Here is a 22506-nt window from a genome sequence, read left to right on the forward strand (position 1 = left end):
GCGGGGGAGGCGCCGAGCTGCCGGCGGAAGTGGCCGCGCAGGGCGACCGGCGAGCGGAAGCCGCAGCGTCCGGCGACCTCGTCGACCGAGTAGTCGGAGGTCTCCAGCAGCCGCTGTGCCTGGAGCACCCGCTGGGTGATCAGCCACTGGAGCGGCGCGCTCCCGGTGAGGGAACGGAACCGGCGGTCGAAGGTGCGGCGGCTCATATAGGCACGGGCCGCCAGCGTCTCCACGTCGAACTGCTCGTGGAGGTGCTCCAGCGCCCAGGCGACGACCTCGGCCAGCGGGTCGGCGCCGATCTCCTCAGGTAAAGACCTGTCGAGGTAGCGCTGGTGCCCCAGATCGGCCGCGGTGCGGCGGGGCGGTACGACCAGACGGCGGGCCAGCGCGTTCGCCGCGTCGGCGCCGTGGTCGGTGCGGACGATGTGCAGGCACAGGTCGATGCCCGCCGCCGTGCCCGCGGAGGTGAGCACGTCGCCGTCGTCGACGAACAGCTCGCGCGGATCGACATGGACCGACGGATAACGCTTGGCGAGCGTCGGCGCGTACATCCAATGGGTCGTGGCCGGGCGGCCGTCGAGCAGTCCGGCCGCGGCGAGGACGAACGCCCCCGTGCACAGCCCGACGATCCTGGCCCCCTCCTCGTGTGCCCGGCGCAGCGCGTCGAGCGCGGCGGGCGGTGGTGCCTGGGTGATGGAACGCCAGGCCGGTACGACGACCGTCCCGGCACGGGAGATCGCCTCCAGCCCGTAGGGGGCGGACAGTTCCAGCCCCCCGGTCGTGCGCAAAGGCGCGTCTTCGCCGGCGCACACAAGCAGCCGGTACCGCGGGACCCCCGCGTCCTGGCGGTCGATGCCGAAGACCGAGAGCGGTATGGAGCTCTCGAAAATGGGGCCGCCACTGAAAAGAAGCACCGCGACTATTTCGCGGCGTCGTCGGGCGGCGAGCTTGCGTGCGGGATCTGGTACGGCAGCGGAGTCCTGGCTCATGGCGCTTAAGCCCCCCTCGGTCGTCTCGCCCTCTCGGTACTGCACAGTTCCCCCGCCGTAACTACCAAGATCGAATCTACTGTGTCCCGTGAGGATGGCCTGCCAAGTTCACCACCCGCTGGTATGTCGATATGGCAACTTGGCGTAAAGCATTCGATCACGAAGCGTTCCACTCGTTCGGTCCTGATGGGAAGTACGCCTCACGGCTCTGCCCCTCGGCGGTAGGCCGCAACCATGCCGATCGGTCCTTTCCTCCCTGCTCACACCGGGGTTGGGGGGTGGTCGGGCCAAGCGCGGGATTCGGTCCGCAAGTTGGCCGAAAACAGTCGGCCGGGGGGTTGTCCGTCCGTCGGAAGCGGGCCGTACCGCTGTCCCGATGCGGCCCTTCGCCGGGCGCCGCTGGGCTGGTGTGTCCCCTTCTGTCCCGGGGGCACGCCGGGGATGCGACGTGTGTACGGGGGATGACCCTTACGGAGGGCGGAGTGGTGCGGCGGGCGCGGGGGAGCGCGGGGCGGCGCCCCCGGCCGCCGGGCGCCGCCCCGGCGCGGGCGAGCGCGACTTGGAGTGAGGGGCACGTACAGGGCCGTTCGGGGCATTGCCATCCGCGCTTGGCTCCGGCATGCTCCGGGAGACGTTGGACGGGCCGCCCGGCCCGGTGCGGCGGTGTTCCTTCGCGGTGGTCCCGGGCGGCGGAGGAGTGGCGCCGTACTCTTGGGGTAAAGCCTTGGAAAGATGATTCCCAGTCGTATTGTTCCCGATTGAACTAAGGCCCCCGCTCCTCGTTCGAGCCCGCCCGGCGACCTGCCGGATCAAGTCATACGCCGTTCCCCGTTCGCCCCTCCGCAAGAGGACGTCCTCGCCGAGACATCATGGCCGGTCACGAATTTCCCGAACCCGCGGACCGCAAGCAGGTCGCCGACCCGACGGCGGACCTCCAGGCGGCGGAAGAGACGCGTCACTCCTGCGACCCGGCGTTCCGGCACGGCGTCGTCGTCGGCTTCGACGGCTCGACGTCGAGCGAACGCGCGTTGGCGTATGCAATCGGTATGGCCCGGCGCCTCAGCTCGGGCCTGATCATCGTCCATGTGGCCAACCGGCTGCCGACGACCGTCTGGGCGGGCTGCGAACCGCCGGTCTTCGTGGACGTCCCCGACCACCGCACGGAGGTCCTCGGCCTGGAGCTGGCCTGCGCAGACCACCTCTCCGACGTGCCCTGGATCCTCGTCGAGCGGGGCGGCGACATCTGCCACGAGCTGGAGGAGGTCGGCCGGGAGTACGAGGCCGACGGCATCGTGGTGGGCTCCACGCACGGCCTCGTCGGCCGGATCTTCGGCTCGGTCGCCGGACGGCTGGCCCGCCGCGCCCAGCGTCCCGTCATCGTCGTCCCCTGAACGCACGGCGCCCCGCCTCCGGGTGATCGGTTCTCCTCGTTCCGTCCACAGGTGAGGGGGCGTCATGGGGATTGCGGGGAGTTGACCGGTCCGCTGCCGTACGGACGTGGATTGTTCCGTTGTGAGGGGTAGGTACCGGCCGGGTGGCCGCGACGTCCGGGACGGACCGGGCGGGCGGGGCCCCGCGGTACGTGCCGCGGTCCGGGAGGTGACGGTTCCCGGCACGGCGGCATCCGCCGGCGTGATGGGCGACGCCGGCACAGGGGAGGCGGCGGCTTCGCACGTACGGTGGCGCGTGCGAAGCCCCCGCCGGCCCGTTGCCGCCTCACTCCACGGTGACGGACTTCGCCAGGTTGCGCGGCTTGTCGATGTCCCGGCCCAGGGACAACGCCGTGTGGTACGCGAGGAGTTGCAGCGGGATGCCCATCAGGATCGGGTCCAGCTCGTCCTCGTTCTTCGGCACGACGATGGTGTGGTCGGCCTTCTCCTGCTCCTGGTGCGCGACGGCCAGGATGCGGCCGCTGCGGGCCTTGATCTCCTCCAGCGTCGCGCGGTTCTTCTCCAGCAGGTCGTCGTCCGGCACGACCGCCACCGACGGCACGTCCGGCTCGATCAGCGCCAGCGGCCCGTGCTTGAGCTCCGACGCCGGGTACGCCTCGGCGTGGATGTACGAGACCTCCTTGAGCTTGAGGGACGCCTCCAGGGCCACCGGGTAGCCGCGCACCCGGCCGACGAACATCATGCTCCGGGCGTCCGCGTAGTCCGCCGCCAGCTTCTCGATCAGCGGCTCGTCGGCGAGCACCTCGGCGATCTGGCCGGGGAGCTTGCGCAGACCGGCGATGATCCGCTTGCCGTCCGCGACGGACAGGTCGCGGATGCGGCCCAGGTGCAGGGCGAGCAGCGCGAACGCCACCGCGGTGTTGGTGAAGCACTTCGTCGAGACGACGCACACCTCGGGCCCGGCGTGGACGTACACCCCGCCGTCCGTCTCCCGGGCGATGGCGCTGCCCACGACATTGACGACGCCCAGCACCCGCGCGCCCTTGCGCTTGAGCTCCTGGACGGCGGCCAGCGTGTCGTAGGTCTCGCCGGACTGGGAGACCGCGATGTAGAGGGTGTCGGGGTCGACCACCGCGTTGCGGTAGCGGAACTCGGAGGCCGGCTCGGCGTCCGCGGGGATACGGGCCAGCTCCTCGATCAGCTGGGCGCCGATCAGCCCTGTGTGGTACGCGGAACCGCAGCCGAGGATCTTGACCCGGCGCACCGCCCGCGCTTCACGGGCGTCGAGGTTGAGGCCGCCCAGGCGGACGGTGGCGAAGCGGTCGTCGATCCGGCCGCGCAGCACCCGGTCGACCGCGTCGGCCTGCTCGGCGATCTCCTTGTGCATATAGGTGTCGTGGCCGCCCATGTCGTACGACTCGGCCTCCCACTCCACGGTGGTCGGCGCGGCCGAGGTGCGCGAGCCCTCGGTGGTGTAGGTGCGGTAGTCGTCGGCCTTGAGGGTGGCCATCTCGCCGTCCTCCAGGGTGACGACCTGGCGGGTGTGCGAGACCAGGGCGGCGACGTCGGAGGAGACGAACATCTCGTGCTCGCCGATGCCCAGGACCACCGGGGAACCGTTGCGGGCGACGACGATGCGGTCGGTGAAGTCGGCGTGGAGGACGGCGATGCCGTAGGTGCCGTCGATGTGGCGCAGCGCCTCGCGGACCTTCTCCTCCAGCGTCTCGGCAGGGGAGCGGCCGATGAGGTGCGCCAGGACCTCGGTGTCGGTGTCGGAGGCGAGGTCGACGCCCTCGGCGGTCAGCCGGGCGCGCAGCTCGGCGGCGTTGTCGATGATGCCGTTGTGGACGACGGCGACCTTGCCGTCGGTGTCCTGGTGCGGGTGCGCGTTCTCGTCGGTGGGGGCGCCGTGGGTGGCCCAGCGGGTGTGCGCCACACCGGTGGTGCCGGAGAACCGCTTGGGCAGCCGGGCCTCCAGCTCCCTCACCCGGCCCTTGGCCTTGGCCGTCCGCAGGCCGGCGGGGGTGCGTCCGCCGCCCTTGGTGTGGAGGGCGATGCCCGCCGAGTCGTAGCCGCGGTACTCCAGCCGCTGGAGTCCTTCGAGGAGCAGCGGAGCGGCGTCGCGGTGGCCGATGTAGCCGACAATCCCGCACATACAGGTTCCTCCCGGAACATGCCGATGAACAGTACGAAGTGCTGGGGCGGGGACGGCCCCGCCGGTGCCCTGGGCGCCCGGCCCGTCAGCCGTAGACCAGACGGCGCAGCTGGCGGACGGAGAGGTCCGGCGGGGTCACGGCGCGGTGCGGCAGCTCATGACGGATCCGCTCGAAGATCTCGGCGTTGCGCAGTCCCTGCGACTGGAGCTCGCGGTGGCGTCTGCGGACGAACGTCTCGGTCGTCTCGTCGAAGTACGCGAGCACGTCGAGCACCACCCGGGCGGCCTCACCGCGGTGCAGCGGTGTGCTGCGCACCAGGTGGTCCACGAGGTCGTCGTGCGGCGCCGGACGGGGGTCCGCGCCGCGCAGGGGGTGATCGAGCACCCGTTGATACTGCGGGGCACCCCGAGTCTTTCGCAAGAAATCTGCCCGATATCGGGCAGGATCACAGAATGACGGCCTGATGGTGGTGTGTGCCTTGACCGGGAACGGGGTGCGCGGTACGCATGGTCACCGTTCGGTCGCTCAACGCCATCCCCGGCACGCCGCCCGGTGTGCCGGTCACGGCGTCCCGATGTTCGCCGAAGGGATCGTCCATGAGACGACGCAGGCTCCTCTGTTCCCTGATGCTGGTCGCGGCCGTGGGAGGGGTCACCGCCGCCGCGCCCGCCCGCACCGCGCCCGCACCGGCCACCGTCCCGCTCGGCGGCGTGATCCCCGCCCCCGCCTCCGTCCGCCCGGCCACCACCGCCTACACACTCGGCCCCGGCACCTCCATCCGGGTCCCCGGCGCCTCCGGCGAGGCCCGGCGCGTCGCCGGCTACCTCGCCGGACTGCTGCGCCCGGCCACCGGCTTCCGGCTGCCCGTCACCGGCCGGGACGGCCGGGACGGCATCGTGCTGCGGCTCGGCGGCAAGGACGCCAAGGGGCTGGGGGCCGAGGGCTACCGGCTGCGCTCCACACAGAAGTCGGTCACCGTGAGCGCCGCGCGTCCCGCCGGCCTCTTCCACGGCGTGCAGACACTGCGCCAACTGCTGCCCCCGCGGATCGAACGGCACACCCGGCAGCCCGGCCCCTGGAGGATCGCCGGGGGCACCGTCACCGACACCCCGCGCTTCGGCTACCGGGGCGCCATGCTCGACGTGGGCCGGCACTTCTTCACCGTCGCCCAGGTCAAGCGCTACATCGACCAGATCGCGTACTACAAGTTCAACACCCTGCACCTGCATCTCACCGACGACCAGGGCTGGCGGATCGCCGTCGACTCCTGGCCGAAGCTGGCGACCTACGGGGGCAGTACCCAGGTGGGCGGCGGCCGCGGCGGCTACTACACCAAGGCCGAGTACCGCGAGATCGTCCGCTACGCCGCCGAGCGGTATCTGACGGTGGTCCCGGAGATCGACATGCCGAGCCACACCAACGCGGCCCTGGCCTCCTACCCCGAGCTGAACTGCGACGGCAAGGCGCCGCCCCTCTACACCGGCACCGACGTCGGCTTCAGTTCGCTGTGCGTGCCCAAGGCCGTCACCTACCGCTTCGCCGACCAGGTGCTGAAGGAGATCGCGGCGCTGACCCCCGGCCCGTATCTGCACATCGGCGGCGACGAGGCGTACTCCACCAGCCACGACGACTTCGTGACGTTCATGGACAAGGTGCAGCCGCTGGCCCGCAAGTACGGCAAGACGGTCGTCGCCTGGCACCAGGTCACCGCCGCCCACCCGGTCAAGGGCGCCATCGCCCAGTACTGGGGCTACGACGGGACGAAGGCCGACGAGCGTGAGCGGGTGGTGGACGCGGCGCGGCACGGCACCCGGCTGATCATCTCCCCGGCCGACCGCTCCTACCTCGACATGAAGTACGACAAGGACACCCCGCTCGGGAAGCACTGGGCGGGCTATGTCGAGGCGAAGCGCGCCTACGACTGGGACCCGGCGACATATCTGCCGGGCGTGCCGGGGAACGCCGTGATGGGCGTGGAGACCGCGCTGTGGACGGAGACGCTGTCCTCCGACGCGCATCTCGACGTGATGGCCTATCCGCGCCTGCCCGGGATCGCGGAGCTGGGCTGGTCACCGGCGTCCGCGCACGACTGGGACCGCTACCGTGTCCGGCTCGCGGCGCAGGCGGAACGCTGGGAGGCGCGCGGCATCGCCTACCACCGCTCCCCGGAGGTGCCCTGGCCGGCCCGGTGACGTGGGGCGCGGACGGGGCGGCGTGCGTGGCGCCGCCCCGTCCGCGCGTCGTCAGCCCGTGAGCCCCAACTCGCGGGCGATCAGCATCCGCTGCACCTCGCTGGTGCCCTCGCCGATCTCCAGGATCTTGGAGTCGCGCCACATCCGCGCGACCGGGTACTCGTTCATGAAGCCGTACCCGCCGTGGATCTGCGTCGCCTCGCGGGCGTTGGTCACGGCGATCTCCGACGAGTACAGCTTGGCGAGCGCCGCCTCCTTCTTGAACCGCTCGCCGTGCACCAGCCGGGAGGCCGCGTCGCGCCAGGCGAGCCGGGAGGTGTGGGCCCGCATCTCCATGTCGGCGAGCTTGAACTGGATCGCCTGGTTGTCGCCGATCGGCCGCCCGAAGGCGCGCCGGGTACGGGCGTACGCCAGCGACTCGTCGACACAGCCCTGCGCCAGCCCGGTGGCCAGCGCCGCGATGGCGACCCGCCCCTCGTCCAGGATGCGCAGGAACTGGGCGTAGCCGCGGCCCTCCTCGCCGAGGAGGTTGCCCAGCGGGACCCGGACGTTCGCGAAGGACAGTTCGCGGGTGTCGGAGGCGTTCCAGCCGACCTTGGAGTAGGGGGCGGCGACGGTGAAGCCGGGGGTGCCGGACGGCACGATGATCGTGGAGATCTCCGGGCGGCCGTCGTCCTTGTGCCCGGTGACGGCGGTGACGGTGACCAGACCCGTGATGTCCGTACCGGAGTTGGTGATGAAGCACTTGCTGCCGTTGATCACCCAGTGGTCGCCGTCGCGGACCGCGGTGGTGCGGGTGCCGCCGGCGTCCGAGCCGCACTCCGGCTCGGTCAGGCCGAACGCGCCGAGCATCTCGCCGCCGCACAGCTTCGGCAGCCAGGTGCGCTTCTGCTCCTCGGTGCCGAACCGGTACAGCGGCATCGCGCCGAGGGAGACGCCCGCCTCCAGGGTGATCGCCACCGAGGAGTCGACGCGGGCCAGCTCCTCCAGGGCGATGCCGAGGGCGAGATAGTCGCCGCCCATGCCGCCGTACTCCTCGGGGAACGGCAGCCCGAACAGGCCCATCTTCCCCATCTCGCGGACTATGGGGTACGGGAAGGCGTGCTGCTCGTAGTACTCGCCGATCGCGGGGGCCACGACGTCATGGGCGAACGCCTCGACGGTGCGCCTCAGGTCCTCCAGCTCGGAGGGGAGACGGTGGTCCAGGGACATGGAGCTCACTCCTTGGGGGAAAGGGCGCGGAGCGTACGGGAGGGGCTGGGGCGGCCCAGTACTCCGGCCATCCAGTGGCTGGTGGTGGCGAGCGCGTCCAGGTCGACGCCGGTCTCGATGCCGAGGCCGTGCAGCATCCAGACCAGGTCCTCGGTGGCGAGGTTGCCGGTCGCGCTCTTGGCGTACGGGCAGCCGCCGAGGCCGCCCGCCGAGGCGTCGACGGTGGTGACGCCGTGCTGGAGCGCGGCCAGGGTGTTGGACAGGGCCTGCCCGTAGGTGTCGTGGAAGTGCACGCCCAGCCGGGAGACGGGGACGCCGTCCTCGCCGAGCGCGGTCAGCAGGGCCCGGACATGGCCGGGCGTGGCGACGCCGATGGTGTCGCCCAGGCTCAGTTCGTCGCAGCCCATCTCCAGCAGGGCGCGGCAGACCCGGACGACCTGCCCGAGGGGCACCGGGCCCTCCCAGGGGTCGCCGAAGCACATCGACAGATAGCCGCGGACGTGCACCGAGGCGTCCTTGGCCCGCGCGACGACGGGCGCGAACATCGCCAGCGCCTCGTCCACCGTGCGGTTGAGGTTGGCGCGGGCGAAGGACTCGGTGGCGCTGCCGAACACCGCGATCCGGCGGGCTCCTAGCGCCAGCGCCCGGTCGAGGCCGCGCTCGTTCGGCACGAGGACCGGCAGCCGCTCCGTGTCGAGGTCGCCGAGCAGCGGGAACAGGTCCTCGGCGTCGGCGAGTTGGGGCACCCACTTGGGGTGGACGAAGCTGGTGGCCTCCACCACCGGCAGGCCGGCGGCGGCGAGCCGGTGCACGAACTCCGCCTTGGCCCCGGTGGGGACGACGCCCTTCTCGTTCTGGAGGCCGTCGCGGGGGCCGACCTCATGGATGCGGACGCGGGCGGGCAGGCCCTCCGCCGCGAACTCCATCGGCAGTCCGGTCACGCTCATGACACGTCCTCCTGACCGCCCGCGGCAGCGGGCCGCTCCTCGTACGGGTCGACGACGGCCAGGACCTGGTCCATGGCCACGGTCGCGCCGACGGTGACGTCCAGCGCGGCGACCGTCCCGGCGTGCGGCGCCGCGATCACGTGCTCCATCTTCATCGCCTCGACCACCACCAGGCCCTGGCCCGCGGCCACCGCGTCGCCCACCGCGACCTTGACCACGGTGACGGTGCCGGGCATCGGGGCGGTCAGCGCGTCCGCGCCGTGCGCCCCGGCCGCCTGCCGCAGGGTCTCCTCCACCGGGTCGTGATCCGTCACCTGCCAGGCGTCGCCGTCCCGGCCCAGCCAGTCGCCGGAGCGCGCGAAGGTGTGCAGCACCCCGCCGACGCTCACCCGGACCCGGTCCGCCTCCACCTCGGCGGCCTGCTCGCCCGGCGTGACGTCGTGGCGGACCGGGTCGTGGCCGGGGACGCGCAGCCAGAGGCGGACGGGCGCCGGGTCGCCGCCGAGCCGGAAACCGGTGGGCGCGGCGAACGGGTCCTGCCACGCCCCGCCGTCCGGCTCCGGCGACAGCGCGGCCAGCCGGACGGCGGCGGCCGCCGCGTACACCTCCCGCGGCACCTCCGTCTCCAGCAGCCCGGCCGTCTCCCGCTCCACCAGACCGGTGTCCAGCTCGCCCGCCACCACATCGGGGTGGGCCAGCAGCCGGCGCAGGAACCCGGCATTGGTCGGCACCCCGAGGGTGACCGTTTCCGCGAGGGCGGCACGCAGCCTCCGCAGCGCCGCCGCCCGGTCCGGCCCGTACGCGATGACCTTGGACAGCATCGGGTCGTACCGGCTGCCGACCTCCGTGCCCTGTGTCAGCCCGGAGTCGGTGCGCACCCCGCCGCCGGCCGGCTCGCGCAGCAGCCGCACCGTCCCGCCGGTCGGCAGGAAGTCGCGGGCCGGGTCCTCGGCACAGATCCGCGCCTCGACGGCGTGACCGGTCAGGACGATGTCCTGCTGCGCGTACGGCAGCCGCTCGCCCGCCGCGGTGCGCAGCTGCCACTCGACCAGGTCCAGCCCGGTGACCAGCTCGGTGACCGGATGCTCCACCTGGAGACGGGTGTTCATCTCCATGAAGCAGTACGCCGAGGGGTCCTTGCCCGGCACGATGAACTCCACCGTGCCCGCGCCGCGGTAGCCGCAGGCCCGCGCGGCCTGCACGGCGGCCTCACCCATCGCGGCCCGCGTCGCCTCGTCCAGCAGGACCGACGGCGCCTCCTCGATCACCTTCTGGTGGCGGCGCTGGAGGGAGCACTCGCGCTCCCCGAGATGGACGACATTGCCGTGGGCGTCGGCCATGACCTGGATCTCGATGTGCCGGGGCCGGTCGATCCAGCGCTCGACGAGAAGGGTGTCGTCCCCGAAGGAACCGCGGGCCTCCCGCCGGGCGGCGGCGATCTCCTCGGCGAGACGCGCTTCGTCCCGCACCAGCCGCATGCCCTTGCCGCCGCCGCCCGCCGACGGCTTGAGCAGGACCGGCATGCCGATCTCGCGGGCCGCCGCGGCGAGTTCGCCGTCGCTCAGCCCGCTGCCGGACGAACCGGGCACGACCGGCACCCCGGCGGCCCGGACCGTCTCCTTGGCGCGGATCTTGTCGCCCATCAGCTCGATGGCCTCGGGCGGCGGGCCGATGAAGACCGGCCCGGCGTCCGCGCAGGCACGGGCGAACGCCGCGTTCTCGGCGAGGAACCCGTAACCGGGGTGCACGGCCTGCGCGCCGGTCCTGGCCGCCGCCTCCAGCAGCCGCTCGGCGGACAGATAGCTCCCGGCGGCGTCCGCCGGCCCGATCCGCACGGCGGTGTCGGCCTCGCGGACGTGCCGGGCCCCGGCGTCCGCGTCGCTGTACACGGCCACCGAGCGGATGCCCAGCGCCCGCAGCGTGCGGATGACGCGGACCGCGATCTCCCCGCGGTTGGCGACCAGGACGGTGTCGAACATGGTGGTGGGCATCCCTTCCGAGGTCCCTGTCACGGGCGCTGCGCCCGGGTGGTTGCTCCGCATCGCGCTCACATCCGGAAGACGCCGAAGCGGGGCTCGTCCAGCGGGGCGTTGGCGCAGGCCGTCAGGGCCAGGCCCAGCACCTGGCGGGTCTCCAGCGGGTCGATGATCCCGTCGTCCCACAGCCGGGCGGTGGCGTAGTAGGCGTTGCCCTGCGTCTCGTACTGCTCCCGGATCGGCGCCTTGAAGGCGTCCTCCTCCTCGGCCGGCCACGCCTCGCCGCGCGCCTCCAACTGGTCGCGCTTGACGGTGGCCAGCACGGAAGCGGCCTGCTCGCCGCCCATCACCGAGATCTTGGCGTTCGGCCACATCCACAGGAAGCGGGGCGAGTACGCCCGGCCGCACATCGAGTAGTTGCCCGCCCCGTAGGACCCGCCGATGACGACGGTGAGCTTGGGCACGCGGGTGCAGGCGACCGCCGTCACCATCTTCGCGCCGTGCTTGGCGATCCCGCCGGCCTCGTAGTCGCGGCCGACCATGAAGCCGGAGATGTTCTGGAGGAAGACCAGCGGGATGCCGCGCTGGTCGCACAGCTCGATGAAGTGGGCGCCCTTCTGCGCGGACTCGGAGAACAGGATGCCGTTGTTGGCGACGATCCCGACCGGGTGGCCGTGCAGATGGGCGAAGCCGGTGACCAGCGTCGTCCCGTACTCCGCCTTGAACTCGGCGAAGTGCGACCCGTCGACGATCCGGGAGATCACCTCGCGGACGTCGTAGGGCGTACGGGAGTCGACGGGCACCACGTCGTACAGCCCCGCCGGATCGGCCTTCGGCTCCTCGACGGGCCGCACCGACCAGGGGAGCGGTCCGCGGTCGCCGAGCGTGGAGACGATGGTGCGCACGATGCGCAGGGCGTGCGCGTCGTCCTCGGCGAGGTGGTCGGTGACACCGGACGTACGGGAGTGGACCTCGCCGCCGCCCAGCTCCTCGGCCGTGACGACCTCGCCCGTGGCGGCCTTCACCAGCGGCGGGCCGCCCAGGAAGATCGTGCCCTGGTTCCGTACGATCACGGCCTCGTCGCTCATCGCCGGGACGTACGCCCCGCCCGCCGTGCACGAACCGAGGACCGCGGCGATCTGCGGGATGCCCGCGCCGGACATCCGCGCCTGGTTGTAGAAGATCCGCCCGAAGTGCTCGCGGTCGGGGAAGACCTCGTCCTGCATCGGCAGGAACGCGCCGCCGGAGTCGACGAGGTACAGGCACGGCAGACGGTTCTCCAGGGCGATCTCCTGCGCCCGCAGATGCTTCTTGACCGTCATCGGGTAGTACGTACCGCCCTTGACCGTCGCGTCGTTGGCGATCACCACCACCTCGCGGCCCGACACCCGGCCGATCCCGGCGATCACCCCGGCGGCCGGCGCGGCACCCCCGTACATCCCGTCCGCCGCCAGCGGGGCGATCTCCAGGAAGGGCGATCCCGGGTCGAGGAGGGTGTCCACCCGGTCGCGGGGCAGCAGCTTGCCGCGGGCGGTGTGCCGCGCCCTGGCCTTCTCGCCGCCACCCAGCCGCGCCGCGGCGAGCTTCTCCCGCAGCCGTGCCGCCAGCTCGCGGTGCGCGGCCGCGTCGGCCGACCGGTCGGACGCCGGGGCGTCCGCCGTGCGTGAGGGCGCCGGGGCACCCCCCTCGCTCACCGGCACCGGTGCCTGCTCCATCAGTACGAGCCCCCTTGCTCGGTCGCCGGGCCCTGCCGCGGTCCGCCGGGCGAGGGCATCCGGGTTAATGGCCGTTAACGTCGGCCCCCTTCAGGTTAACGAGCACTAACCCGGCTGTCTACAATTGCCCTCATGAGCACAGCCCAGGCCCCCGCGCCGACCAGCCGCCGCGAGCAGATCCTCAAGGAGGCCGCGCGCCTCTTCGCCGAGCGCGGTTTCCACGGTGTCGGCGTCGACGAGATAGGGGCCGCCGTCGGCATCTCCGGCCCCGGCCTCTACCGCCACTTCGCCGGCAAGGACGCGATGCTCGCCGAACTGCTGGTGGGCATCAGCGAGCGGCTGCTCGACGGCGGCCGGATGCGGGTCACCGAGGGCGGGGAGTCGCCCGCCGCGGTACTGGACGCCCTGATCGCCGGGCACATCGACTTCGCGCTGGACGACCGCCCGCTGATCACCGTCCACGACCGGGAGCTGGACCGCCTCAAGGACGCCGACCGCAAGCGGGTCCGCCGCCTCCAGCGCGAGTACGTCGAGCTGTGGGTGGACGTCGTCCGCCGGGTGCGCCCGGCCGCCACCGAGGCCGAGGCCCGCGCCGCCGTGCACGCCGTCTTCGGCCTGCTCAACTCCACCCCCCACCTCGGCCGCCCCGGCGCCCTCCCGGGCCGCACCGAGACCGCGCGGCTGCTGCACCGCCTCGCTCTGGGCGCGTTCGGCGCGGTGGGCCCGGACGGCACCGGCGCCTCCGGCGCGTCCGCGGACTGACCGGTGGCACACGGGTGCGCGGGCGCCTCCCGGTGGCGCGCGGGCGCCCCGGACCAGGGGCGTCCGCGTCTGGACAGCCCGCGGACCGGCCGGTAGCTTTCGCGCAGGACTGAGCAAGCGCTTAGGAAGCGACCCGGAGGAGGCACCCGTGCGCCGTACGGTGTTCAACGAGGACCACGAGGCGTTCCGCGAAACCGTCCGCGCCTTCATAGAGGCCGAGGTCGTCCCCGTCCACGACCAGTGGATCGAGGCCGGCCAGGCCCCCCGCGACTTCTACCGCAAACTCGGCGACCTGGGCGTCTTCGGCATCGAGGTCCCCGAGGAGTACGGCGGCGCCGGCGAGACCAGCTTCAAGTTCCACGCCGTCATCACCGAGGAGTGCGCCCGCGCCGGCGTCAGCTTCGGCGGCTCCAGCGTCCACACCGCCCTCTGCCTGCCCTACCTCCTCGCCTACGCGAACGAGGAACAGAAGCGCCGCTGGCTGCCCCCCTTCGTCACCGGCGAGATGATGACCGCCATCGCCATGACCGAACCCGGCACCGGCTCCGACCTCGCCGGCATGCGGACCACCGCCAGGCTCTCCGACGACGGCACCCACTACGTCCTCAACGGTGCCAAGACCTTCATCACCGGAGGCGTCCTCGCCGACCGCGTCATCGTCTGCGCCCGCACCGCCCCGCCCACGCCCGAGGACCGCCGCGGTGGCATCACCCTCCTCTTCGTCGACACCGCCTCCGAGGGCTACGCCGTCGGCCGCAAGCTCGACAAGCTCGGCCTCAAGACCTCCGACACCGCCGAACTCTCCTTCACCGACGTCAAGGTGCCCGTCACCGACCGCCTCGGCGAGGAGGGCAAGGCGTTCTCCTACCTCGGCCGGAACCTCCCCCAGGAGCGTCTCGGCATCGCCGTCAGCGCCTACGCCCAGGCCGCCGCCGCCCTCCGCTTCGCCCTCCGGTACGTCCAGGAACGCGAGGTCTTCGGCACGACCGTCGCCTCCTTCCAGAACACCAAGTTCGTCCTCGCCGACTGCCGCAGCGAGGTCGACGCCATGCAGGCCGTCGTCGACCGCGCCCTCGACGCCCACGACGCCGGGGAACTCACCGCGGCCGACGCCGCCTCCGCCAAACTCTTCACCACCGAACGCGCCGCCGTCGTCATCGACAAGTGCCTCCAGCTGCACGGCGGTTACGGCTACATGCAGGAGTACCCGATCTCCCGGCTCTACGCCGACACCCGCGTCAGCCGGATCTACGGCGGCACCAGCGAGGTCATGCGCTCCATCATCGCCAAGTCCATGGGGCTGTAGGGCCGTTCACGGCGCCGGCCGGCCACCGCCGGCGCCGCTACCCCCGCCGGGCCGCCACCGGCGGAAACACCTCCGCCACCGGAGGGCATCACCGCGACCACACCGCACCGACGGGGGACTGCACCATGAACGACGCCCTGGCCTCCCTGCTCGCCCTCCTCGACCTCGAACGGATCGAGGAGGACATCTTCCGCGGCCGCTCCCGGCCCTCCGTCGTCCCCCGGGTCTTCGGCGGGCAGGTCGCCGCCCAGGCCCTGGTCGCGGCCGGCCGCACCGTACCCGCCGACCGGCCCCCGCACTCCCTCCACGCCTACTTCCTGCGCCCCGGCGACCCCGGCGCCCCGATCGTCTACACCGTCGACCGCATCCGCGACGGCCGCTCCTTCACCACCCGCCGGGTCGTCGCCGTCCAGCACGGCCAGCCCGTCTTCCACCTCGCCGCCTCCTTCCAGGTCCACGAGGAGGGGCTGGACCACCAGGAGCCGATGCCGCCCGCGCCCGACCCGCTCACCCTGCCCACCGGCGCCGAGTCGGTACCGCCGTTCAAGGACCGCTTCGTCGAACCGTCCGTCGCCGACCGGCTGCTGGAGGCCCGCGCCGCCATCGACCTGCGCTACGCCGACGACCCGCCGTACGCGACCGTCGGCACCCCCCGCGAACCCCGCTCCCAGGTGTGGTTCCGGACCAACGGCTCCCTGGACGGCACGTCCCTCGAACGCCCCCTCCTGGACATCTGCCTGGTCACCTACGTCTCCGACATGACCCTGCTCGACTCGGTCCTGCTCGCCCACGGCCGCGGCGGCTGGACGGTCGGCGATGTCGTCGGCGCCAGCCTCGACCACGCCATGTGGTTCCACCGCCCCCTCCGCGCCGACGACTGGCTCCTCTACGACCAGGAATCCCCCACCAGCCACGGCGGCCGCGGCCTGGGCAAGGGACGCATCTTCACGGCGGACGGACAACTGGCGGTGACGGTGATCCAGGAGGGGGTGGTGCGGGTTCCCCGGGAATGAGGGGACGGAGCGTACGGGGCGTCAGGTGTGGCGGTGGCTGCGTCGCGGCGGCGGTCACCCCAGCCCGGCGGCGCGCAGCAGATACGCCGTCATCGGGTCGTAGTGACGCGGATCGGGGACGTTGTCGTCCAGCGGGATGGTGACCCGCAGCGTGTCCTCGGCCTCGGCGAGGAAGAGGGCCGGGTCGTTGCAGTCCGCGAAGCCCACCACGTCGATCCCGCGGCGGCCCGCGCAGCCGGCCCAGCCGTGGTCGGCCACCACCAGGTCCGGCAGCGGCCGGCCCGTCTCCAGCAGCCCGTCCAGTACCGCCTCCATCGGCGCGGGGGAGTGGGTGTGCCACAGCGTCGCCCCACGCTCCAGCACCGTCACCCGCCCGAACTGGACCACATGCCCCTCGTCCGCCCGCAGCCCCGCCGGCACCACGACGATCTCGCAGCCGTACGCCGCCAGCGCCTCGGCCAGCCCCCGGTGCACATCCAGCAGCCCGCCCGGGTGCCCGGTCGCGAACAGCACCCGCTGCCGCCCGGCCGCCGCCTTGCGCAGCGGCACCGCCGCCCGGTCCAGCGCGGCCACCGTCAGCTCCGGGTCGATGGTGTCCTGCCCGGACCGGTGCTCCGGGTCATCACTGACCCCGCAGCGCTCCGCCATCACCGCCAGCACATCCTGCTCGTCCGCCCACCGGTTCCCCAGCTCCAGGCCGAACCAGTAGTACCGGTCACCGCCCGCGAGCTTGCGGTAGTGCGCGAGATTGTTCTCCCGAGGCGTGGCGACGTTCCCGGCGATCCGGGCCCGTACGAGATGGTCGACAAGTTCGCCGGGCGTCGGCACGGCACCCGCAGAGGCTATCGGCATGCGGCCATTGTGCCTGGGGGCGGCAGGGAAGCGGGGCGGACGTGGGGGCCTGCGGGCGCGAGCCGATACGCCCGGTCCTGGGCCCGGAAGCCGTCCCTCGCGCGCCAGTCGGTGGGCCCCCTGGCCGAAACGTCGATCCGCCCCACCCCCGCACCACACAAATGTCCATGTCCCACCACCCCACCGCCCCCTAGCCTCACCCCCATGACGACCGCCTCCGCATCAGCCGCCTCCTCCGCCTCCCGTGAGCCCGTGGGCCCCGTCGACTCCTCCCGTGTCCCGCGCTACGCCGGCCCCGCGACCTTCGCCCGCCTGCCGCGCCTGGACCAGGTCGGCGGCACGGCCGATGTCGCCGTCGTCGGTGTCCCCTTCGACACCGGCGTCTCCTACCGCCCCGGCGCCCGCTTCGGCGGCAACGCCATCCGCGAGGCGTCCCGGCTGCTGCGCCCGTACAACCCGGCCCAGGACGCGTCCCCGTTCGCCCTCGCCCAGGTCGCGGACGCCGGTGACATCGCCGCCAACCCGTTCCACATCGACGAGGCGGTCGAGACGATCGAGGCCGCGGCGGACGACCTGCTCGCCACCGGCGCCCGCCTGATGACCCTCGGCGGCGACCACACCATCGCCCTCCCCCTCCTCCGCTCCGTCGCCAAGAAGCACGGCCCGGTCGCCCTGCTCCACTTCGACGCGCACCTGGACACCTGGGACACCTACTTCGGCGCCGAGTACACCCACGGCACCCCCTTCCGCCGCGCCGTCGAGGAGGGCATCCTCGACACCTCCGCCCTCTCCCACGTCGGCACCCGCGGCCCCCTCTACGGCAAGAAGGACCTCGACGACGACGAGAAGATGGGCTTCGGCATCGTCACCTCGGCCGACGTCATGCGCCGCGGCGTCGACGAGATCGCCGACCAGCTCCGCCAGCGCATCGGCGACCGCCCCCTCTACATCTCCATCGACATCGACGTCCTCGACCCGGCCCACGCCCCCGGCACCGGCACCCCCGAGGCCGGCGGCCTGACCTCCCGCGAACTCCTCGAAATCCTCCGCGGCCTTGCCACCTGCCACCTCGTCTCCGCCGACCTCGTCGAGGTCGCCCCCGCCTACGACCACGCCGAAATCACCGCCGTCGCCGCCTCCCACACGGCCTACGAACTGACGACGTTGATGTCACGGCAGATCGCGGCGGGGCGGGAAGGGAAGTAGGCACGTTCCGGCCTGAGGACAGGCGGGGCGTCGCCGATGGGATGACGCCCCGCTTTCTTCTGCGGCGTGACGCAGGCTTCGCCCTAGCACCTCATGGCTGGGGGCAGGGCCTCCGCTCCGCCTGTGCCCGCGCTTCCCGCGAGAACTGTCCGTGGCCGCGACCGGCGCGCCGGGGGCTCAGGAGCGTAGGCCGTGCATCCACGCGGAGGAACGGGCGCCGATGGGGTCCAGCCGTTCCAGGCCGCCTTCGATGTCGACGCGCAGCGAGATTCCCTCAAGACGGTTCCGGTTCAGGCTGAGCATGTGAACGCCGATGGTGAAGAAGTGCACCATCAGCACAAAGCGTTCCAGGTCCGAGGCGACCACGACGTGCCGGCTCCAACTCGCCGGTTCGTCCTCGTCCGGAGTGCGCAGAATCCGACCACTGGGACCGTCGATGACGACCGTGCCACCCCACCACTGCCCGATACGGAAGAACGGACCCGTCTCTTCGGGGGCGGAATTCGGCACGGTGGAGGGCCAGGAAATCTCGCGGAGTTCTTGCTCTGCCACCGGGTCGAGGGCCAGCCCGAGGAGCTGGGCCGGCGGGATCCCGATTTCGGACAGGACCCGCCGTGCGGTGGCGGACTCCACCTGCTCGGGGAGCCTCTCCGGAGGCACGGTCTGCGGGAAATCGGCCCCGTAGAGTTCGTTCAGCATGGACCGGGTCAGCGGTGCTGTGCGATCGGGCCTGGCGCCGCGAACAGGACGGTATCCCCAGACCAGTTCCTGATGACGGGGAACGGAGAGGGGGAGCGGTCCCGAGGAGAGGGAGGAGTCACGGGCCGCGACAGCGACCACGCCACCGGGCCCTGCCAGGAAAACGAGGTCACCCACCCTCGTCGAGCAATCGAGAAAGTCCTCGCTCAGACCGTTCAACGCGGAGGGAAGCGACACCTTGCGGAGCGCCTGGGCGGTCAGCGGCGTCGTACGGCCGTCCGACCAGGACAAGGTCCCGGCGATGTGCGGCGGGAATTCCTCGGTGAACTGCGGGTAAAGCCGTTCACCGGTCTCCGCGCGCCACATCTGAAGGGTCCTGCCGTACTGGCCGAAGCCGACGACAACCGGTTCGCCGTTCTGATGCACCACACCAAGGTTCACGATCGAGCCCGGCTCCGTGAAACATGCCCGGAAACCGCCCGGCGGCCGCCAGTCCGTCCAACGTGCCCGCCAGGGAAGGATCACACCGCTGTTCCCGATGGCCTGGGCCAGCGCCTCGTCCCCTCGTGCGGTGGCCATCAGATGCAGCCACGCTGCCCAATCACCCTGCCCGGTCGGCGTGACACCACTGAGGTGTGCGTAGAAGGCATCGGCGACGACGGTCTCGTTCGGTGCGATGTCGGGAAGACAACTCGCGGCATCGAGAAGCGCGTCCTGGGGCACGTTCGCAGCCATCTCGCCACGGGTGAGGAAGAGATCGAACTCATCCGCGTTCACGGCGTGCATCGGCATGGCGTGAGCGGCGTACCAACCGATGCCCCCTGACTCTTCCCACCCGAGAGGATGAGAGAGGCTCGGAACCTGCTCGATCAGCCATTGCAGAATTCGGCGGTTGACCCGGGAGACCACGTCCTCCGCAGTGGACACGAGGCGGGTGCGTAGGTATTCCGCGTCCGACTCGTGGCGGAAACGTACCCGCCCGGAAGCGGTCAGCTCCAGAGCCGAATGGGTTCCGGCGAACTCGGTGAGGCTTTCCGTGGTGTGCTCCGCGCCGCCGCAGGCCGACACCAACTCGCACCAGACGGGAACGGGCACTTCACGGGTCTCGGCCAGGGCGAGCGCACGCAGTTCTACCGACGCCGTGCCCGTGCTCGTGTCCGAGGACGACGAAGGCGCGGTCGTGGTGAGGCGGAGGCGCTGATCAGGAAGGGCCGCCCTCTGCGCCTCGGCCCCTTCGGAGCCGGTCTCGATAACGATCCCCAACTCACCTGTGCAGGCCAGATCGTCGAGGTTGAAGTCGGTGATGCGCCGAGGGTGGGAGGAGCGGCGGGTGAAGCCCGCACGCTGGGCGTTGGTGATGAGGATCAGCTTCCGTTCGTCATCACGGTCCGAGCCGGCGGACCACTCACCCTCCTGCGCGGCACGCCAGTCGACCTCTCCGATCTCGCACACGGCCGCATGGAGCGCCTCGGCCGTCAGCCCTTCCGCGTCCAGCAGTTCCGCCTCCGGGACCTCCTGAGCCAGGCGCAACAGCGCCGCGGTACGGCCCGAACGCCGCGGGCCGGTGACCTCGACCACCATTGGGGTCCAGGCCGCCTCGTCGTGCCACCAGCCGAGCACCTGGGTGACGATCTCGTCGGTGGTGGCCTCGTGCGGCATGAATCCTCCGTGCTTTGTTCTGTTCCTGTCGGACGTGGTGCATACCGGGGACGCCGGCCCAGACTACCCTCAGAGCAGCTGAGGAATCACCTTGACCCAAGTATCGCCGATGCCCTGCATATATTGCTTGAATTCCCCGGCGACATCTCTTTCCAACGGGGTTCGCTTCTTTTCGGTCTTCCCGTCACGTTCCTTTCGTATCGCGTCGATCTGATCTTCCTTCTGTTTTTCCGTCAGCGCAGGGTTGTCCTTGACCTTTTGTATGTCCGGTTCGTAGGCGTCGCGAATCGCCTGCCGATCGGCGACGCCTTTCGGATCCGACCTGTACGTCGTGCTGTAGTGGACGGGGACGCCCTGCATGGCCGGGTGTGTTCGCAGTCTGTTCGAGCAGTTTGCGTGCCCTTCGCCCTTTCCGCACGGTTCTCGCTCGGTGTAAAGGCCCTTCACCTTGATCCGCTCGTCCGGATTCTTGGCGCCGTTCCGCCGGTCAACCTCGTCAAGAAGTACTTTTTCCGAGTGTCCGGGAGAGAAGCCGTGTTTTCCGGCCGGGACGGAGGAGTCGATGATGTATTCCACCCTCCCGTCGGGGTGTTCCACTTCGAGGACGGCATAATTCTTTCCGGTGAAATCTGGTCGATGGTCCCCTGACGCGTCCAAAAGCGCATTGAGGCCCGGGCGCTTGTAATGGGTTTTGATCCCCTTGTTCGCATTTCCTTCGTTTACTTGTTCAAGGTTGATGCCCTTTCCGGCTCCTCGTATGTCGGGCATCAGCCCGGTGCGGTGATCGGCGGGCCACTGCGCGCGCTCCCGAATGGCCGGACCCGGCTTCGCCTCCCCGGCAGGGTTCCCATCGCCGTCCTGCGTATCGACCGTGGCCGCGTGCTGCTCGTGGAACGAAATACTCATACGTCCGAGTGCCGCGACCACGGCACATCGTTGCCCCTGATTCATGTCGCTGAAGTTCGGGTCCCGCAGGATCTTGTTCAGCTCCGCCTGCGTGAAGGTGGTACGCCCCTCGGGGCCATGTTCCCTCGCCGTTCGGTCCAGTACCTGAGCGAGAGGACTGCGTCCGTGTTCGTCCGTACTCGCGTGCTCGGGATCGGCCCACCGGGAGAGGCTGTTGTGCGTTTCCGCGCTGTCTGTACGGAAGACAGGATTCCTCTCGTCCGACCGCAGGTCTCGCTGCGAGGAGTCAGGGCTCAGCCCCTGGGGGCTCTCCAGACCCGGGCCCTCGGAGCCGTCCGGCTTCGTGTTCTCCCGAACGTGCCGTTCCCGCTCCGTTTCGGCGCTTTCCTGACCACCATCGGTGGAAGGTTCCGCGCCGGCAGGAGTGGCGTGGGGACGGCGTGTGCCGTCCGTGTCTTGTGGGTGGGGCGGGGTGTCGGTGGTGACGGGGCGTCGGTGGGCGTCGAGGGGGATGGCGTGGACGCCGTGGGTGCCGTTGTGGAGGGGGGTGTTGCTGCGTTGGCCGGTTTGGGGGTCTACGTAGGTGATCTTGCCTTGGTGGTTGACGACGTTCCAGGCGTGGGCGCGGCCGTGGCGGTCCTGGGTGACGATGACGGCCTGGGAGCCGTGGCCGGAGTTGCGGAGGTCGTTCTCCAGGCGGCGGAAGGCGTCGCGGCCGTCGCCGTAGTCGTGGAAGCGGGCGCCGAGCGTGTTCTCGATGCGGTCGCGGCCGTTGGTCTCGCCTCGGTCGGAGGGGGTGCCGTCCGGGTTGTGGTCGGGGGTGCGGTGGGCGGCGGCGGTGGGGTGGCCCGAGTAGGTGTCGGCTGCGGCGAGTGCGGCGTCGACGCAGTTGTTGTTGCGGCCGGGTGCGTCGGGGCCCGGGTCGTTGATGCTGCGTACCCAGTGGCCGTCGTCCGGGTCGGGGTGGCGCTGCGGTCTGCCGTTCTCGTCCCGGGGGATGGCGTTCTCGACGTGTCGCTGGTGTTCGTCGGTGGGGCCGTCGAGGCCACCGGGACGTTCGCGGTTGCGGGTCTCGGAGGCGGGCTTGGGGTCTGCGGTGTGGGTGTCGGAAGGGTCGGTGTGGGTGGGGTGGGAGTTGTCCGGGGTGTGGTCGGGGCGCTGGTTGTGTTGGTCGCGGTCGTGGTGCTCGGGCTGCTGCTCGTGTTCGCTGTGTTCGTCGTGCCTGGTGTTTTGGTCGTGCTGGTTGTGCGGAGGGGCGTCGGTGGGGAACGGGGGTTGCGCGTCGGAAGGAGTAGGCCGGGATTTGTCGGAGCTTTCGGTGTCTGGGTGGGGCGGCCGAGAAGCGTCGGGGTGTGTGGCTTCAGGGTGCGTGGTGTCGGGGCGCGTTGGTCGAGGAGCGTCCGGGTGCGCGGAGTCGGGGTGCGTTGGCTGAGGGGCGTCCGGGTGGGGTGCGTCGGGGTGCGTTGGCCGAGGGGTGTCCGGGTGCGTGGCGTCGGGGTGTGTGGGGTGGAGCGTGTCCGGAGGC

At 71.3% G+C, this 22506-nt stretch carries 17 protein-coding genes; 6 read left to right on the forward strand and 11 right to left on the reverse strand.

Annotation, left to right across the window (positions count from 1 at the left end; all coding sequences use genetic code 11):
* Nucleotides 1-989 (reverse strand): helix-turn-helix domain-containing protein (locus tag AC51EU_RS12315; RefSeq protein WP_496266903.1); only part of this gene is annotated, 989 nt, incomplete at its 3' end.
* Between the two features lie 869 nt (nt 990-1858).
* Here AC51EU_RS12315 and AC51EU_RS12320 point away from each other — a divergent pair.
* Nucleotides 1859-2380 (forward strand): universal stress protein, encoded by a 522-nt coding sequence (locus tag AC51EU_RS12320; protein ID WP_496266904.1) that lies wholly within the window; start codon nt 1859-1861, stop codon nt 2378-2380.
* A 325-nt stretch (nt 2381-2705) separates the two neighbouring features.
* Here the strand turns inward: AC51EU_RS12320 and glmS are convergent, their stop codons facing one another.
* From glmS to AC51EU_RS12335, 3 genes are all read right to left on the reverse strand, one after another.
* Nucleotides 2706-4535 (reverse strand): glutamine--fructose-6-phosphate transaminase (isomerizing), encoded by a 1830-nt coding sequence (glmS, locus tag AC51EU_RS12325; RefSeq protein WP_496266905.1) that lies wholly within the window; start codon nt 4533-4535, stop codon nt 2706-2708.
* 85 nt (nt 4536-4620) lie between these two features.
* Nucleotides 4621-4920, reverse strand: coding sequence for a hypothetical protein (locus AC51EU_RS12330; RefSeq protein WP_496266906.1), 300 nt, complete (start codon nt 4918-4920; stop codon nt 4621-4623).
* A 61-nt stretch (nt 4921-4981) separates the two neighbouring features.
* The gene (locus tag AC51EU_RS12335) at nt 4982-5134 is read right to left on the reverse strand and encodes a hypothetical protein (RefSeq protein ID WP_496266907.1); all 153 of its coding nucleotides are present in this window, start codon (nt 5132-5134) and stop codon (nt 4982-4984) included.
* Between AC51EU_RS12335 and AC51EU_RS12340 the strand changes: the two genes are divergently transcribed.
* Nucleotides 5133-6728, forward strand: coding sequence for a beta-N-acetylhexosaminidase (locus AC51EU_RS12340; protein ID WP_496266908.1), 1596 nt, complete (start codon nt 5133-5135; stop codon nt 6726-6728). The two genes, AC51EU_RS12335 and AC51EU_RS12340, sit on opposite strands and share 2 nt — an antisense overlap.
* Before the next feature lie 51 nt (nt 6729-6779).
* Here AC51EU_RS12340 and AC51EU_RS12345 read toward each other — a convergent pair whose 3' ends face one another.
* From AC51EU_RS12345 to AC51EU_RS12360, 4 genes are read right to left on the reverse strand one after another with little or no spacing between them, the layout of a single operon-like run.
* Complete coding sequence (locus tag AC51EU_RS12345) at nt 6780-7940, reverse strand: acyl-CoA dehydrogenase family protein (protein WP_496266909.1); 1161 nt, start codon at nt 7938-7940, stop codon at nt 6780-6782.
* Nucleotides 7941-7945: 5 nt separating this feature from the next.
* Entirely contained in the window at nt 7946-8887 is a 942-nt protein-coding gene (locus AC51EU_RS12350; protein WP_496266910.1) for a hydroxymethylglutaryl-CoA lyase, read from the reverse strand.
* Nucleotides 8884-10878 carry an acetyl/propionyl/methylcrotonyl-CoA carboxylase subunit alpha gene (locus tag AC51EU_RS12355; protein WP_496266911.1) on the reverse strand — a complete coding sequence of 665 codons (1995 nt, stop codon included), beginning with the start codon at nt 10876-10878 and terminating at the stop codon, nt 8884-8886. Before AC51EU_RS12355 ends, AC51EU_RS12350 begins: the two co-directional genes overlap by 4 nt.
* Before the next feature lie 56 nt (nt 10879-10934).
* Complete coding sequence (locus AC51EU_RS12360) at nt 10935-12578, reverse strand: carboxyl transferase domain-containing protein (RefSeq protein WP_496266912.1); 1644 nt, start codon at nt 12576-12578, stop codon at nt 10935-10937.
* Between the two features lie 132 nt (nt 12579-12710).
* On the opposite strand from AC51EU_RS12360, the gene AC51EU_RS12365 reads away from it, so the two are divergent.
* The 3 genes from AC51EU_RS12365 (at nt 12711) to AC51EU_RS12375 (ending at nt 15659) form a co-directional block, all read left to right on the forward strand.
* Nucleotides 12711-13340 carry an SACE_7040 family transcriptional regulator gene (locus AC51EU_RS12365; RefSeq protein WP_496266913.1) on the forward strand — a complete coding sequence of 210 codons (630 nt, stop codon included), beginning with the start codon at nt 12711-12713 and terminating at the stop codon, nt 13338-13340.
* 148 nt (nt 13341-13488) lie between these two features.
* The gene (locus AC51EU_RS12370; RefSeq protein WP_496266914.1) at nt 13489-14646 is read left to right on the forward strand and encodes an acyl-CoA dehydrogenase family protein; all 1158 of its coding nucleotides are present in this window, start codon (nt 13489-13491) and stop codon (nt 14644-14646) included.
* A gap of 125 nt (nt 14647-14771) precedes the next feature.
* Entirely contained in the window at nt 14772-15659 is an 888-nt protein-coding gene (locus AC51EU_RS12375) for an acyl-CoA thioesterase (protein ID WP_496266915.1), read from the forward strand.
* Between the two features lie 54 nt (nt 15660-15713).
* Here the strand turns inward: AC51EU_RS12375 and AC51EU_RS12380 are convergent, their stop codons facing one another.
* Nucleotides 15714-16511 (reverse strand): phosphatase, encoded by a 798-nt coding sequence (locus AC51EU_RS12380; RefSeq protein ID WP_496266916.1) that lies wholly within the window; start codon nt 16509-16511, stop codon nt 15714-15716.
* Nucleotides 16512-16715: 204 nt separating this feature from the next.
* Between AC51EU_RS12380 and speB the strand changes: the two genes are divergently transcribed.
* Nucleotides 16716-17717: an agmatinase gene (gene speB, locus AC51EU_RS12385; RefSeq protein ID WP_496266917.1), complete on the forward strand. Its 1002-nt coding sequence runs from the start codon at nt 16716-16718 to the stop codon at nt 17715-17717.
* Between the two features lie 177 nt (nt 17718-17894).
* On the opposite strand, the gene AC51EU_RS12390 is transcribed toward speB, so the two are convergent.
* Both AC51EU_RS12390 and AC51EU_RS12395 read right to left on the reverse strand, forming a co-directional pair.
* Nucleotides 17895-20075: an SUKH-4 family immunity protein gene (locus AC51EU_RS12390; RefSeq protein ID WP_496266918.1), complete on the reverse strand. Its 2181-nt coding sequence runs from the start codon at nt 20073-20075 to the stop codon at nt 17895-17897.
* A gap of 69 nt (nt 20076-20144) precedes the next feature.
* Nucleotides 20145-22506, reverse strand: a 2362-nt coding sequence (locus AC51EU_RS12395) for a toxin glutamine deamidase domain-containing protein (protein ID WP_496266919.1), incomplete at its 5' end; no start/stop codon positions are given.

The organism is Candidatus Streptomyces philanthi, assembly GCF_059553635.1.

What these genes read in the sequence shown, in the direction of transcription:
- AC51EU_RS12340 (WP_496266908.1), top strand. Translation starts at nt 5,133, where the DNA reads ATGAGACGACGCAGGCTCCTCTGTTCCCTGATGCTGGTCGCGGCCGTG.
- AC51EU_RS12390 (WP_496266918.1), bottom strand. Translation starts at nt 20,075, where the DNA reads ATGCCGCACGAGGCCACCACCGACGAGATCGTCACCCAGGTGCTCGGC.
- AC51EU_RS12380 (WP_496266916.1), bottom strand. Translation starts at nt 16,511, where the DNA reads ATGCCGATAGCCTCTGCGGGTGCCGTGCCGACGCCCGGCGAACTTGTC.
- AC51EU_RS12320 (WP_496266904.1), top strand. Translation starts at nt 1,859, where the DNA reads ATGGCCGGTCACGAATTTCCCGAACCCGCGGACCGCAAGCAGGTCGCC.
- glmS (WP_496266905.1), bottom strand. Translation starts at nt 4,535, where the DNA reads ATGTGCGGGATTGTCGGCTACATCGGCCACCGCGACGCCGCTCCGCTG.
- AC51EU_RS12355 (WP_496266911.1), bottom strand. Translation starts at nt 10,878, where the DNA reads ATGCCCACCACCATGTTCGACACCGTCCTGGTCGCCAACCGCGGGGAG.
- AC51EU_RS12375 (WP_496266915.1), top strand. Translation starts at nt 14,772, where the DNA reads ATGAACGACGCCCTGGCCTCCCTGCTCGCCCTCCTCGACCTCGAACGG.
- AC51EU_RS12365 (WP_496266913.1), top strand. Translation starts at nt 12,711, where the DNA reads ATGAGCACAGCCCAGGCCCCCGCGCCGACCAGCCGCCGCGAGCAGATC.
- AC51EU_RS12345 (WP_496266909.1), bottom strand. Translation starts at nt 7,940, where the DNA reads ATGTCCCTGGACCACCGTCTCCCCTCCGAGCTGGAGGACCTGAGGCGC.
- AC51EU_RS12350 (WP_496266910.1), bottom strand. Translation starts at nt 8,887, where the DNA reads ATGAGCGTGACCGGACTGCCGATGGAGTTCGCGGCGGAGGGCCTGCCC.
- AC51EU_RS12335 (WP_496266907.1), bottom strand. Translation starts at nt 5,134, where the DNA reads ATGGACGATCCCTTCGGCGAACATCGGGACGCCGTGACCGGCACACCG.
- speB (WP_496266917.1), top strand. Translation starts at nt 16,716, where the DNA reads ATGACGACCGCCTCCGCATCAGCCGCCTCCTCCGCCTCCCGTGAGCCC.
- AC51EU_RS12360 (WP_496266912.1), bottom strand. Translation starts at nt 12,578, where the DNA reads ATGGAGCAGGCACCGGTGCCGGTGAGCGAGGGGGGTGCCCCGGCGCCC.